Origin of the sequence: Rhizobium etli CFN 42, from assembly GCF_000092045.1 — a bacterium.
Lineage (GTDB): Bacteria > Pseudomonadota > Alphaproteobacteria > Rhizobiales > Rhizobiaceae > Rhizobium > Rhizobium etli.
On the sequence record NC_007761.1, the window covers coordinates 3,743,690 to 3,757,399 of the forward strand.

General features: G+C 61.6%; 11 protein-coding genes. 7 read left to right on the forward strand and 4 right to left on the reverse strand.

The window, feature by feature from the left end:
• Positions 1-184: 184 nt before the first annotated feature.
• The 4 genes from RHE_RS18170 (at position 185) to RHE_RS18185 (ending at position 4,983) form a co-directional block, all read left to right on the forward strand.
• Complete coding sequence (locus RHE_RS18170; RefSeq protein WP_011426773.1) at positions 185-2,191, forward strand: bifunctional metallophosphatase/5'-nucleotidase; 2,007 nt, start codon at positions 185-187, stop codon at positions 2,189-2,191.
• Between the two features lie 123 nt (positions 2,192-2,314).
• Complete coding sequence (gene hemH / locus RHE_RS18175) at positions 2,315-3,349, forward strand: ferrochelatase (RefSeq protein WP_011426774.1); 1,035 nt, start codon at positions 2,315-2,317, stop codon at positions 3,347-3,349.
• 143 nt (positions 3,350-3,492) lie between these two features.
• Positions 3,493-4,524 carry an SPFH domain-containing protein gene (locus tag RHE_RS18180; protein ID WP_011426775.1) on the forward strand — a complete coding sequence of 344 codons (1,032 nt, stop codon included), beginning with the start codon at positions 3,493-3,495 and terminating at the stop codon, positions 4,522-4,524.
• A 3-nt stretch (positions 4,525-4,527) separates the two neighbouring features.
• Positions 4,528-4,983, forward strand: coding sequence for an NfeD family protein (locus RHE_RS18185; protein WP_011426776.1), 456 nt, complete (start codon positions 4,528-4,530; stop codon positions 4,981-4,983).
• Here RHE_RS18185 and RHE_RS18190 read toward each other — a convergent pair whose 3' ends face one another.
• On the reverse strand, positions 4,984-5,979 hold the full coding sequence (locus tag RHE_RS18190) for a KpsF/GutQ family sugar-phosphate isomerase (RefSeq protein WP_011426777.1): 996 nt from the start codon (positions 5,977-5,979) through the stop codon (positions 4,984-4,986).
• Between the two features lie 140 nt (positions 5,980-6,119).
• Between RHE_RS18190 and RHE_RS18195 the strand changes: the two genes are divergently transcribed.
• A complete protein-coding gene (locus RHE_RS18195) occupies positions 6,120-7,655 on the forward strand; it encodes an outer membrane beta-barrel protein (protein ID WP_011426778.1) in 1,536 nt (511 codons plus the stop codon).
• 56 nt (positions 7,656-7,711) lie between these two features.
• On the opposite strand, the gene galU is transcribed toward RHE_RS18195, so the two are convergent.
• The gene (gene galU, locus RHE_RS18200) at positions 7,712-8,599 is read right to left on the reverse strand and encodes a UTP--glucose-1-phosphate uridylyltransferase GalU (protein ID WP_011426779.1); all 888 of its coding nucleotides are present in this window, start codon (positions 8,597-8,599) and stop codon (positions 7,712-7,714) included.
• A 203-nt stretch (positions 8,600-8,802) separates the two neighbouring features.
• Here galU and RHE_RS18205 point away from each other — a divergent pair, with 203 nt between their 5' ends.
• Entirely contained in the window at positions 8,803-10,026 is a 1,224-nt protein-coding gene (locus RHE_RS18205) for a lytic murein transglycosylase (RefSeq protein ID WP_011426780.1), read from the forward strand.
• Between the two features lie 91 nt (positions 10,027-10,117).
• Positions 10,118-11,350, forward strand: coding sequence for an SGNH/GDSL hydrolase family protein (locus RHE_RS18210; protein WP_011426781.1), 1,233 nt, complete (start codon positions 10,118-10,120; stop codon positions 11,348-11,350).
• 25 nt (positions 11,351-11,375) lie between these two features.
• On the opposite strand, the gene RHE_RS18215 is transcribed toward RHE_RS18210, so the two are convergent.
• Together RHE_RS18215 and RHE_RS18220 are read right to left on the reverse strand one after the other, a co-directional pair.
• A complete protein-coding gene (locus RHE_RS18215; protein WP_011426782.1) occupies positions 11,376-12,002 on the reverse strand; it encodes a hypothetical protein in 627 nt (208 codons plus the stop codon).
• 212 nt (positions 12,003-12,214) lie between these two features.
• On the reverse strand, positions 12,215-13,669 hold the full coding sequence (locus RHE_RS18220) for a glutamate synthase subunit beta (RefSeq protein WP_004677801.1): 1,455 nt from the start codon (positions 13,667-13,669) through the stop codon (positions 12,215-12,217).
• Positions 13,670-13,710 lie beyond the last annotated feature (41 nt).

A 13,710-nucleotide genomic window follows, 5' to 3' on the forward strand; every position in this document is an offset into this window, starting at 1 on the left:
CCGCTAGAGAGCTGGCCGCTTTTTTGTGCCGGTCCTCTTGGAAAGAATCCCTTCTGATCCAGCTTTCCCTTGCGGTTGTGAATCGTCTGATGGAACATCTGCTCGCTGGGAAACCGCCCCGGCGGGCTTTGGAAGGGATTGGCGGGGATCAGGGGGATCTTTCGCCTCAATCAGGAGAACAGGGATGACGAAGTCTTTCAGCTTCGGTCTTTTGACCGCGTCCATGCTGGCGCTGAGCGCGGGCGCCGCCTTTGCAGATTACGAACTCAATATTCTTCATATCAACGATTTCCATTCACGCATCGAATCGATCAACAAATTCGACTCCACCTGCTCGGCTGAAGAGGAAGGCAAGAAGGAGTGCTTCGGCGGCGCCGCCCGCCTGAAGACCGCGATCGACCAGCGCCGCCAGGCGCTGTCAGGCAAGAATGTCCTCCTGCTGAACGCCGGCGACAATTTCCAGGGCTCGCTCTTCTACACCACCTATAAGGGCGCGGCCGAAGCCGAATTTTTGAACCTGATGAAGTTCGACGCGATGACCGTCGGCAATCATGAATTCGACGACAGCGAGGATGGGCTTGCGACCTTCCTCGACAAGGTGCAATTCCCCGTCGTGACCGCGAACGTCAAGGCGAGCGCCGCCTCAAAGCTCGGCGACCGCATCAAGCTCTCGCTGGTGCTCGATGTTGGCGGCCAGAAGATCGGCATCGTCGGGGCCGTCACCAACGATACGCCAGAGCTCTCCTCCCCCGGCCCGAATGTCACAATCGAAGATGACGTTCAGACGATCACATCAGCCGTCCAGGATCTGAAGGGCCAGGGCGTCAACAAGATCATTGCGCTGACCCATGTCGGCTATCCCCGTGATCTCGCTTTCATCGCCAAGATTCCGGATGTCGACGTCGTCGTCGGCGGCCACTCCCATAGTCTGCTCTCCAATACCGATCCGAAGGCTGAAGGCCCGTATCCGACGATGGTCGACAACCCCGGCGGCTATAAGGTGCCGGTCGTCCAGGCCGCCTCTTACAGCAAGTATCTCGGCGATGTCGTCGTCAATTTCGACGACAATGGCGTCGTCAAGGATGCCAAGGGCGACCCGATCCTGATCGACTCGTCCTTTACACCCGATCCGGCCGTCGTCGCTCGCGTCGCCGAACTGGCAAAACCGATCGAGGAACTGCGCAAAAAGGTGATCGGCTCCTCTGAAGGTCCAATCGAGGGCGACCGCAAGGTCTGCCGCGTCAAGGAATGCTCGATGGGTAATCTGGTGGCCGACGCCATGCTTGACCGCACCAGGAACCAGGGTGTCACCATCGCCATTCAGAACGGCGGCGGCCTGCGCGCGTCTATCGACGGCGGCGATATCACCCAGGGCGAAGTCATCACCGTCCTGCCTTTCCAGAACACCCTCGCCACTTTTGAAGCAACCGGCGCGGACGTCGTCAAGGCGCTCGAAAACGGCGTCAGCCAGATCGATCAGGGCGCCGGCCGCTTCCCGCAGGTCGCCGGCCTGAAGTTCTCGTTCGACCAGTCGAAGCCTGCCGGCAGCCGCGTCAGCGATGTTCAGGTGAAGGAGGGTGACAAGTTCGCGCCGATCGATCCGGCCAAGACCTACAAGATCGCCACCAACAACTTCATGCGATCAGGCGGCGATGGCTATTCGATTTTCAAGGAAGGCAAGAATGCTTACGATTACGGCCCGGATCTTGCCGACGTGACCGCCGACTACGTCGCCGCGCATTCGCCTTATAAGCCCTATACCGATGGCCGCGTCACCGAAATCGGCGCGACCGTGGCACAGGCGCCCGCTGCCGAACCGGCGGCTCCCGCGCCGGCGGCACCTGCACCGGCCACTGAGCCAGCTCCTGCCCCGGCGGCCCCGGCTGCACCCGCTCCGGCTGCCGAGCCTGCCCCGGCCGCACCCGCACCAGCCACCGAGCCTGCCCCTGCCGCGCCAGCTCCGGCAACACCGGCAGCTCCCGCGCCCGCGACAGAACCGGCGCCCGCGGCCTCCGCACCCGCCGCGACAACACCTTCCACCCATGTCATCGCGGCCGGCGACACTTTCTGGGATCTGGCTGTGACCTTCTATGGTGACGGCACGCTGTGGCGGAAGCTTTCTGAGGCCAACGGCAAGCCGAACCCGCGCCACCTGACGGTTGGCAAGGAGATCCAGGTTCCTGCAAAGTAAGACGATTTGTCTCGACACCATCGGCCGGCTCGGGGTTTCCCGGGCCGGCTTTTCTTTCTATAGGGTGAACTATGTTCTCGAGGCTGCGTATAAGCCGACGAGACAACGACCGTTGGGGCCAGAATGACAGCAGATATTTCACTCCGCCCGGCGGATCATCCAGCCATCAAATCAGGCAAGATCGGCGTACTGCTGGTCAATCTCGGCACGCCCGACGGCACCGACTACACCTCGATGCGCCGCTATCTCAAGGAGTTCCTGACCGATCGCCGCGTCATCGAATGGTCGCCCTGGAAATGGTATCCGATCCTCTTTGGCATCGTGCTCAACACCCGTCCGCAGAAGGTCGGCAAGGCCTACGAACTGATCTGGAACAAGGAGAAGAACGAAAGTTATCTCCGCACCTACACGCGCAACCAGGCTGAACTGATGGCCAAGCGCCTGCACGATCTTGCCAACGTCAAGGTCGACTGGGCGATGCGTTATGGCACGCCGTCGATCGCTTCACGCATCGAGACGCTGAAGCAGGAGGGCTGTGACCGCATCCTGCTCTTTCCGCTCTATCCGCAATATGCGGCAGCGACCACCGCGACCGTGAACGACAAGGCCTTCCAGAAGCTGCTCTCGATGCGCTGGCAGCCGGCGCTGCGCACCGTGCCGGACTATCATGACGACGAGACCTATATCGAGGCGCTCGCCCAGTCCGTCGAAAGGCATCTTTCGTCGCTCGACTGGAAGCCGGACATGCTGCTCGCCTCCTTCCACGGCATCCCGATGTCCTATTTCAAGCAGGGCGACCCCTATTACTGTCAATGCCAAAAGACCGGCCGGCTCCTGCGCGAACGGCTCGGACTGACCCAGGAAAACTTCATGGTCACCTTCCAGTCCCGCTTCGGGCCGGAAGAATGGCTGCAACCCTATACCGACAAGACAGTGGAAAAGCTCGCTCAGGACGGCGTCAAGCGTATCGCCGTCATCAATCCCGGCTTCGTCTCCGACTGCCTAGAAACGCTGGAAGAAATCGCCGAACAAGCCGCGCATTCCTTCCACGAGAACGGCGGCGACAAGTTCACCCATATCCCCTGCCTCAACGACAGCGATGACGGCATGAAGGTGCTGGAAAAGGTGGTCCGCCGCGAATTGCAGGGTTGGGTCTGAGAAGAAGCCAAAGACCTTGCCGAGAACCTCCTTTTCACCTGGAGGTGGTGCATGCGCGTGTCATTTCTTCCTCGCAAAGAACATGCTAATTCACCACATCAGTTGTGAGGCGCGTGCGCATGCGCCGATGGGAGGAATTTTTCATGCTGTTCGGCGGCTTCGACATCGTCGTGATCGTGCTGGTCATCTTCGTCATTCTGGTGCTCTTTGCCGGGATCAAGACGGTGCCGCAGGGCTATCGCTACACCATTGAGCGCTTTGGCCGCTATACCCGCACGCTGGAGCCGGGCCTTAACCTCATCACTCCCTTCATCGAGCGCGTCGGGGCGCGGATGAACGTGATGGAGCAGGTGCTGAATGTGCCGACCCAGGAAGTGATTACCAAAGACAATGCCTCGGTTTCAGCCGATGCCGTCGCATTCTTTCAGGTTCTGAATGCCGCCCAGGCCGCCTACCAGGTTTCTCACCTCGAAAATGCCATTCTCAATCTCACCATGACCAACATCCGCTCGGTTATGGGTTCCATGGATCTCGACGAACTGCTTTCCAATCGCGACGCGATCAATGACCGGCTGCTGCGCGTCGTCGACGAGGCGGTGCAGCCTTGGGGCATCAAGGTCACCCGCGTCGAAATCAAGGACATCCAGCCGCCGCGCGACCTCGTCGATGCGATGGCCCGCCAGATGAAGGCCGAGCGCGAGAAGCGCGCCCAGGTGCTGGAAGCCGAAGGCGCGCGCAACGCGCAGATCCTCAGGGCCGAGGGCGCCAAGCAATCCGCCATTTTGCAGGCAGAAGGCCAGCGCGAGGCCGCCTTCCGCAACGCCGAGGCCCGCGAGCGACTGGCCGAAGCCGAAGCCAAGGCGACGAAGATGGTCTCCGAAGCGATTGCTGCCGGTGACGTTCAGGCGATCAACTATTTCGTCGCCCAGAAATACACCGAAGCGCTCGCCGCGGTCGGCTCGGCGCCCAATTCCAAGATCGTGCTGATGCCGATGGAAGCCTCTTCCATCCTGGGCTCGCTGGGCGGCATCGGCGCCATCGCCCGCGAAGTGTTCGGTGACGCCGGCAATCCGCCGCCGCCTTCCCCGCCGCGTCCGCGTCCCGCGCCGATCCGCTCTACGCCGCCGATCAATCCGCCGGCCCCCAATCCTTTCAATCCGGATCAGGAGCGATAAGCCATGCTGGCGAAGATCATCGCGGAACTCGGTCCATGGAACTGGTGGGTTACAGGCCTCGTGCTGCTCGCCGCCGAAATGATCGTGCCCGGTTTCTTCCTGGTCTGGATCGGCCTCGCGGCCTTGATCGTCGGCGCACTGTCGCTGCTCTTCTGGGACAGCGCCTTCTGGATCTGGGAAATCCAGGCGATCCTTTTTGCGCTTCTGGCCGTGGCGACGACCTTTGCCGGCCGCCGACTGACGCTGCGCAACGCCGAGACCGACGAGCCCTTCCTCAATCAGCGCGGCGCAAGTCTTGTCGGACGCACCGCCACGCTGCAGGAGCCGATCCGCGAGGGCCGCGGCCGCATCCGCCTCGACGATACGCTATGGCAGGTAATGGGGCCTGATTTGCCCGTTGGAACACAGGTGAAGGTAATCTCGTGTCACGGCCGCGACCTGCGGGTCGAACCGGTCTGATCAGGCGACGCCGATCCGCAGCAAGTCATGGAAGTGCACCAGCCCGATCGGCCGGCTGTCCTCGTCGATGACGATCAGGGCGCCAATGTGGTGCTGGTTGAGCAGCGCCAGGGCAGCGGTCGCCAGCATCGTCGGTTTCACCGTCTTCGGCGTTTTCGTCATGATGTCGTCGACGGCAAGCTCGGCAAGATTGCGGCTCAGGTTCCGAGCCATGTCGCCTTCGGTGACGATGCCGCATAGCCGCCCATCCGGGTCGAGCACGCCGACGCAGCCGAAATGCTTGCGCGACAGCACCGTGATCGCCTCCGGCATCGGCGTGCCCTTGACAACGAGCGGCAGCTTCTCGCCGGTATGCATGATATCGGCGACATGCATCAGGCTCGCACCCAGCTTGCCGCCGGGATGAAAAACGTGGAAATCGGTGGCGGTAAAGCCCCGCGCCTCCAGGAGTGCGACCGCCAAGGCATCGCCAAGTGCAAGCTGCATCAGCGTCGAGGTCGTCGGCGCCAGCCCGTTGGGGCAAGCCTCCTGTTCGTTCGGCACCAGAAGCACGATGTCGGCGGCTGTCGCAAGCGAGGAAGCTTCGCTGCAAGTGATCGCGATCAAGGGGATCGAGAAGCGCCGAGTGAAGGAAATGATACTCTTGAGCTCGGCGCTTTCGCCGCCTTTGGAAATCGCCAAGACGACGTCATCGCGTGCGATCATGCCGAGATCGCCATGATTGGCTTCGGCCGCATGCACGAAAAAGGCGGGGGTGCCGGTCGAGGCGAATGTCGCCGCGAGCTTGGTACCGATATGGCCGCTCTTGCCGACGCCGGTAACGATGACCCGGCCAGAGATGTCGCCGATGATCTCGACGGCGCGGGTGAAAGGACCGGCCAGTCCGTTGTCAAAGGCCCGTTCGAGCGCTTCCAGACCGTGTTTCTCGGTCTCTATCGTGCGTTTTGCCGATTCGAGCACGCTGTTTTCAACGAGTTTGATCGCTCTTCTGTTCATGGAGATGCGTTAGACCTTTTCACTTTCCAAGTCCACCCCGCACCATTTCCGAATCGTGAACAGCGCTTGCCGGCGGCAACGAATGATTAACTACAAGGCTTTACCTTTGAGTAAGAACCGAAAGCATGTCAGGCGAGTGAATGGGCCAGCCAAAACAGACGAGCAGTGTGACGCCGCTCCGCGCGATGAGGCGTGTCGTCTGCTTTACTGCGTTCGGCACACTGCTGTTCGGCCAGACTGCGGCACTTGCGCAGTCCGCCTCACAGCAGCCTGTCGCCAGCCGCTCCGCCGGTCAGGATAACCGCACCACGAACAATGCCGCAGCCGCCGGTTTCGATGACGAAATCGACGTTTCTACCGTTCCTGTGGCAACGGGTGACGCGGGAAGCCCGGACGATGCCCGGCAGAGGTCCGCCATACCGGACGCGCAATCCAGTGACGACATTACCGGCTCCATCCTCGATGAGGACATGCGCCGACTGAACACCCGTGAAGCGCGGATCGACGAGACGCCGCCGGTCCGCAGGGCTGGCGAAAGTGCCTCGACGGCAGAAACACCCGGCATTCCGATCGGCACCTTCGTGCTCCGTCCGAGCGTGACCCAAAGCATCAACACCGAGACCACCAAGGACGGCAATACCAGGCAGCGGCGCGCTTTCCTCGAAACGGACGCAGCCGCGACGCTCACCTCCGACTGGGGACGACACCAGCTGACCGTCACGTTGGAAGGCGCCTGGCAGAGGAATATCAGCGGCGAAGGCGAGGAGCAGCCGTCTTTCAAGGTGAACGGCGATCTCCGGCTGGACCTTGCCGACGACACGGTGGCGCACCTCACGACCGGCTACAATTTCTACCGCGAGGATACGGACGATCCCGACGCCATCGCCGATGCCGCACAGCAGTCCGATGTGCAGGAGTTCACCGCCGGCGCCTCCGTCCAGCGCGATTTCGGCATCCTGCGCGGCACGACGGCGCTGGCACTGAACCGTTCGATCTATTCCGACGCCACGCTTGCGAACGGCACGACCGTGGCGTTGAGCGATCGCAATCAGACGACCGGTACGTTGCGCGGTCGCGTCGGCTACGAACTGTCGCCCGCGCTCATCCCCTTCATTGAGGCCACGATCGGCCGTACGATCTATGACGAGACGCGCGATTCCGCCGGTTACGAGCGCTCAGGCCATAGCTATGGCGCCAAGGCCGGCGTCGAGGTCGACCTCGGCGAAAAGCTGAAGGGTGAAGTCGGCGTCGGCTACGAAAGGGCGGATTTCGAGGACAGCCGGCTCGCCTCGATCGATACGGCCACGCTCGATGCGAGCCTGCTTTGGTCGCCGATCCGCGGCACCGACGTCAATCTCGACCTGCAGACGAGCATCCAGCCCTCGACCACCGCCGGCGAGAGCGGCTACGTCTCGCATGCGCTGACGACGACGGTCACCCACCAGCTGCGCGACAATCTGGTCGGAACCATGATCGGCGGCGTCATATGGCGCGATTATCCTACCGACAGCACCATCAACGACGAGCTCGTCTATACTGCGGCGACCGGCCTGACCTGGAACATCAACCGCTATCTCGATCTCACCAGCACGCTCGGCTACGAGCTGACGACGCGCAAGGACGGCGATGGCTCGCAGCAATGGCGCGCCGGCGTCGGCCTGAAGCTGAAACGCTAAACGCCGCGCCTCCGGTGGGAGGCGCGGCGCTCGATCATCCATAGCTTTGGCAAACCTTAATTCAGGCCGGCAAGCAGTTCCTTGAAGCCGCCTTCGACCGACGGACGGATATCGGCGCGTTCGAGGGCGTAGGCGACGTTGGCCAGGATGAAGCCATCCTTGGCGCCGCAGTCGTAGGTCGTGCCACGGAAGTGGTAGCCGGCGAAATCCTGTTCCTTCAGCAGCTTCAGCATGCCGTCGGTGAGCTGGATTTCGTTGCCGGCGCCGCGCTCCTGGGTTTCGAGGATCCTGAAGATCTCCGGCTGCAGGATGTAGCGGCCGTTGATGAAGAAATTCGAGGGCGCTGTTCCCTTGGCAGGCTTTTCCACCATGCCGGTGATGCGGAAGCCTTCCCCGATCGCTTCGCCCACGCCGACGATGCCGTATTTATGAGCCTGATCGGGGGCACATTCCTCGACGGCGATGATATTGCCGCCGCTCTGGGCGTAGAGGTCGATCATCCCCTTCATGCAGCCCTTGTCGCCCTTCATGATCATATCGGGCAGCAGCAGCGCGAAAGGTTCGTCGCCGACGATCTCGCGGGCGCACCAGACGGCGTGACCGAGGCCGAGCGGCTCCTGCTGACGGGTGAAGCTTACCGTGCCGGCCTTCGGCAGTTGCTCGGCAAGAAGGGTGATTTCCGCCTCCTTGGCACGCTCGCGCAGCGTCTGTTCCAGCTCGAAATGAATGTCGAAATAGTCTTCGATAATGTGCTTGTTGCGTCCGGTGACGAAGACCAGATGCTCGATTCCGGCTTCCAGCGCCTCATCGACGACATATTGAATGATAGGCTTGTCGACAACGGTCAACATTTCCTTCGGAACAGCCTTCGTTGCCGGCAGGAAACGCGTTCCCAACCCTGCCACCGGAAAAACTGCCTTACGAACTTTATTGTGATGCGCCACACAGGCCTCCTGCTTTGACTAAATCGCCTTTTAAATAAAGCCGTTCACGTCTGACTAGTATAGAATTGCTACTGTTTTGCAATGGTGACCGCCGCGGGCCGCCATGGTAAAGAATTTGTTGACTCCGTTCCTGTAGTCTCGGGTCTGGGCGGACATGATGCCCCTGCTGCACCGAAAACTGAAGATGACGGATACGACTGTCGATGATCCAGAATCACAAAAACTCCCTTCGTGGTCTTGCTCTAGCCCTCGTTGTCGCCGCCCAGGTAGGGCTGGCCCCTGACAACGCGAAAGCCGATTCCCGGTTCCAGAAATGGATCGCGGACTTTTACCAAACAGCCGCTGAGAGTGGCATCAGTAAGGCAACCTATCAAAAGGCCTTTTCCGGTGTGAGCGAACCCGACCCGACCGTGCTCGAAAAGGCGGCCTATCAACCGGAATTCACCTCGAAGATCTGGGATTACATTGATTCCCGCGTTAATCCCTACACCGTCAGGATCGGCCGCGAAATGGCCGTCAAGCATGCGCGGACGCTCAATGCGATCGAGCAGCGCTTCGGCGTCGACAAGACGATTCTGCTCGCGATCTGGTCGATGGAATCGAATTATGGCGCGATTCTGGACAAGGACGACCGGCTGCATTATGTGCCGCGCGCACTGGCAACTCTTGCCTATGCCGATCCGAGCCGGGCCAAATTCGCCAAGAAGCAGCTGGTTGCCGCGCTGAAAATCCTGCAGAACGGCGATGTGCCGGCACGTCAGATGACCGGCTCCTGGGCGGGTGCCATGGGCCACACTCAGTTCATCCCGACAAGCTACCTGCTCTACGCTGTCGACGCCGACGGCAACGGTCATCGCGATATCTGGAATTCGGTGCCGGACGCGCTGGCGACCTCAGCCAATCTGCTAATGAAGAACGGCTGGGATACAGGCAAGACCTGGGGCTACGAGGTCGTCGTTCCCGCCGCATCCGCCAAGCAGGCCGGCAGGACCCATACGCTCGCCCAATGGGCGGAGCTCGGCCTGAAACGGCCGAATGGCAAGGCCTTCCGCGACGGCGGTACCAAAGCCGTGCTGAAAATGCCGGCCGGAGCCGGCGGCCCCGGCTTTCTGATGACGGCAAACTTCTTCACCATCAAGAACTACAATGCCTCGGACAGCTATGCGCTTGCCGTCGGCCTGCTGGCCGACCAGATCGCCGGCTATGGCGGCATGCAGCAGCGCTGGCCGCGTCCCGACGGCGCGCTCGACATCACCGAGAAATTCGAGCTGCAGACCCGTCTCAAGACGCTCGGCTATTATAATGGCGAGGTTGACGGCAATTTCGGCTCGGGTTCGAAAGCGGCGATTTCTGCCGTGCAAGAGCGCATCGGCATGCAGCCGGACGGCGAGCCTTCGCTGCCGCTTTTGAACGCACTTCGCCGCTAGGCACGGACACCGGACAATAATCTGATTGGAAGCGGCAGAACCGTGACCTAAATAACATGCGGAGTGGACGCTGGCCTGCCCTGCGTGCAAGATGCCGGCAGATGCGGAACTGCCTATGACGAAAACTGATCGAACCCCAATCAGCTGGCTCGCGCTCGCCTTGGCGACGGCTGCGCTATGCCTCGGCGCGCTTGCGCCCGTGCGTGTCGCCGAAGCCCAGGAGCAGCGTTACCAGCGTCGCTCGATCCTCGATTTCTTCCTGGGCCGGCGCTATCTCGACGACGAGCCGCAGGTGCCTGATGTCGAGCAGCCGAGACGCCAGCAGCGCAAGCGCCTGCCGGCGCAGAAAGCCGTGATCAATACCCGCACCGCATCGCCTGTGCGGCCGCCCGTGCAGGAAGAGCCGGTCGTGCAGAAGCTTGGCGACGCCCGGAAAATCCTGATCGTCGGCGATTTCCTTGCCAGCGGCCTCGGCGACGGGCTTACCGCCGCCTTCGAAACTTCACCGGGCGTCGTCGTCGAAGCCCGCGGCAACATTTCCTCAGGCCTTGTCCGCGACGACTATTACGACTGGCCGGAACAATTGCCGAAAATGATCGACGAGCTGAAGCCTGCAATGGTCGTCGTCATGATCGGCGCCAATGACCGCCAGCAGATGGTGACCGACAGCGCGAAGGAGAAGTTTCGCACCGACGGCTGGTTTGCCGAATATCGCCGCCGTGTCCTTTTTTTCGGCAAGGAAGTCACGAGCCGCAAGATACCGCTGCTCTGGGTCGGTCTTCCCGCCTTCGAATCCGATCAGATGACCGCCGATGCTGTCCAGATGAACCAGCTCTATCGCAACCAGGTCGAGAGTATCGGCGGCGAATTCGTCGATATCTGGGATGGTTTCGTCGACGAAAACGGCACCTTCATCGTCACCGGTTCCGACGTGAACGGGCAGCAGGTGCGCCTGCGCACTTCCGACGGCATCAACCTTACGCAGGCCGGCCGACGCAAGCTTGCCTTCTATGTGGAAAAGCCGGCCCGCCGGATTCTTGGCACCCAGGCAAGCCCTGATCTGGTGCGCCTTGATGAAAGCAATTTGCCGGGTCTCGGCCTTCCCACCAATCCGGTCGAGCACACCGTGCCGATCAGCCTCTCCGATCCCAATCTCGACGGCGGCGCCGAGCTGCTTGGCGCAAGACCGCCACCGGTGACGCTGACGAAATCGCCGCGCGATCTCCTGGTTGAGCAAGGCGAGATGACGCCGGCACCTGTCGGTCGCGTCGACGACTACCACATGCCGGCGGCCAAAACGCCGGCCGAGGTCTCGGTGAAATGAAAAAGGGCTATGCGAGGCGGCTTTTTTAAGCTGCCTGTGGCCAGCTCAGATAATAATAGTTCGAACCGATCAGCCCGAAGAAGGCATTGCTGTTGTTCGTCTGGTCGACATAGCTGCCGTTCTCCTTGACAAAGGCGCCGTCGGAACCGCGCTCCAGATGCGCATCGAGGAAATCGCTCCAGCCGCTGACATTGATCGCCTCGCCGGCCTTGCTTTCCGTATCGGCCTCATCCGGATCGTCGACGTCCCAGGCGGGGATCGACACGCCCTGCGTCGGATCGGAGATGGTGAGCGTGCCTGCTTCGAGCGCAGCCAGCACGTCATGGGCCTTGCCGCTTTCGCCTTCGGCCGTGGCCGCTTCCTGCAACTGCCGCTTCAGAATCGACATGAAGGAGGCGCTGGTCACATCGGCGCTGTCGTCAGTCGTGTCGGTCTCGTCGGGGGTGTCGTCCTTGGACGAAAGCGTGTCGAGCAGCCCCGACAGCGCCTGATTGGAAAGCAGCGACGCGGAGCTCGAATCGAGTCCGTAGCTGCACAGAATGCTTGCCGCCGACGAACTCTGCGTATCCTCTGAGCTTTCATCGGAGCTACGAAGATTCTTCAAGGCATATTGGGTCGAAACCATCCTGGTATTATCGAGTGCAGAAACCAATTGAATAATCCTTGTCTATCATTCGCGACGGCTCCTCCTGAGCCCGCGGCAGGCATAAGCCTCACCCTCCGGCATTGCTTCAAGCTTGCCTCGCACCCCGGCGCGTCAAGCGGTCGCACCGGCAGAAGAGATCCCGCGGACGCGCCGCGCACAATCAAAAACTCCGCCGGAAAGGCGGAGTTCGTATCTTCGTCGGCCGATATGAGGCGCGATCAGTTCGGCAGGACGGTCGAGCCCATCAACGCCTCGTCAATGGCGCGCGCCGCCTGTCGGCCTTCTCGGATCGCCCAGACCACCAGCGACTGGCCGCGGCGCACATCGCCCGCCGTCCAGAGCTTGTCGACCGAGGTCTTGTAGTCGCGGTCGTTGGCGACGACATTGGTCGAGCCGCGCTTGTCGGTGTTGAGCGTCAGCTTGCCTTCGAGTTCCTTCAGCACGCTTGTTGTGAACGGGCCGCGGAAACCGATGGCGATGAAGGCGAGATCGGCGCGAATGACGAATTCCGTGCCGGCGACCGGCCGCCGGCGCTCGTCGACCTCGCAGCACTTGACGCCGGTCAGCACGCCGTCTTCGCCGATGAATTCGAGCGTCGCCACCTGGAACTCGCGGACGGCACCCTCGGCCTGCGAGGAGGACGTGCGCATCTTCGTCGCCCAGAAGGGCCAGACGGCGAGCTTGTCTTCCTTCTCCGGCGGCTGCGGCCGGATGTCGAGCTGGGTGACTTTGACGGCACCCTGGCGGAACGCCGTGCCGACACAGTCCGACGCCGTATCGCCGCCGCCGACAACGACGACATGTTTGGCGCCAGCAAGAATTGGATCCGACGGCCAGCCGACGCTGTCAATGTTCTCGCGCCCGACGCGGCGGTTCTGCTGGACCAGATAGGGCATGGCATCATGCACGCCGGCAAGGTCAATACCCGGAATGCCGGCCTCACGCGGCGTCTCGGAGCCGCCGCAGTAAAGGACGGCGTCATGATCGGCAAGCAGCTGCTCAACCTTGACGTCGACACCGACATTGACGCCGCAATGGAAGGTGACGCCCTCGCCCTTCATCTGCTCGACGCGGCGATCGATGAAGTTCTTCTCCATCTTGAAGTCGGGAATGCCGTAGCGCAGCAAGCCGCCCGGCTTGGTCTCACGTTCATAGACATGCACCTCGTGGCCGGCGCGGCCGAGCTGCTGGGCGGCCGCCATGCCGGCGGGACCCGAACCGATGACGGCGACCTTCTTGCCGGTATGGACGGTGGCCGGCTGCGGCCGGATGAAGCCGAGCTCATAGGCCTTGTCGGCAATCGCCTGCTCGACCGTCTTGATGGCAACCGGCGCATCTTCGAGATTCAAAGTGCAGGCTTCCTCGCAGGGGGCGGGGCAGACGCGGCCGGTGAACTCCGGGAAGTTGTTGGTCGAATGCAGGTTCTGGATCGCCGCTTCCCAGTTGTTGTTATAGACGAGGTCGTTCCAGTCGGGAATCTGGTTGTGCACCGGGCAGCCGGTGGGGCCGTGGCAATAGGGGATGCCACAGTCCATGCAGCGCGCAGCCTGTTTCTGCACTTCCGGATCCGACATCGGGATCGTGAATTCGCGGAAATGGCGGATACGATCCGACGCCGGCTGATACTTGGCCACCTGCCGGTCGATTTCCAGAAACCCTGTTACCTTACCCATCTCTTCGTCCCTTACCCTCATGACCGCCTAATCCGCGGCCA

Excerpts from the sequence above, each read along its gene's own strand:
- RHE_RS18170 (WP_011426773.1), top strand. The coding sequence starts at position 185 with ATGACGAAGTCTTTCAGCTTCGGTCTTTTGACCGCGTCCATGCTGGCG.
- hemH (WP_011426774.1), top strand. The coding sequence starts at position 2,315 with ATGACAGCAGATATTTCACTCCGCCCGGCGGATCATCCAGCCATCAAA.
- RHE_RS18180 (WP_011426775.1), top strand. The coding sequence starts at position 3,493 with ATGCTGTTCGGCGGCTTCGACATCGTCGTGATCGTGCTGGTCATCTTC.
- RHE_RS18185 (WP_011426776.1), top strand. The coding sequence starts at position 4,528 with ATGCTGGCGAAGATCATCGCGGAACTCGGTCCATGGAACTGGTGGGTT.
- RHE_RS18190 (WP_011426777.1), bottom strand. The coding sequence starts at position 5,979 with ATGAACAGAAGAGCGATCAAACTCGTTGAAAACAGCGTGCTCGAATCG.
- RHE_RS18195 (WP_011426778.1), top strand. The coding sequence starts at position 6,120 with ATGGGCCAGCCAAAACAGACGAGCAGTGTGACGCCGCTCCGCGCGATG.
- RHE_RS18205 (WP_011426780.1), top strand. The coding sequence starts at position 8,803 with ATGATCCAGAATCACAAAAACTCCCTTCGTGGTCTTGCTCTAGCCCTC.
- RHE_RS18210 (WP_011426781.1), top strand. The coding sequence starts at position 10,118 with ATGCCGGCAGATGCGGAACTGCCTATGACGAAAACTGATCGAACCCCA.
- RHE_RS18220 (WP_004677801.1), bottom strand. The coding sequence starts at position 13,669 with ATGGGTAAGGTAACAGGGTTTCTGGAAATCGACCGGCAGGTGGCCAAG.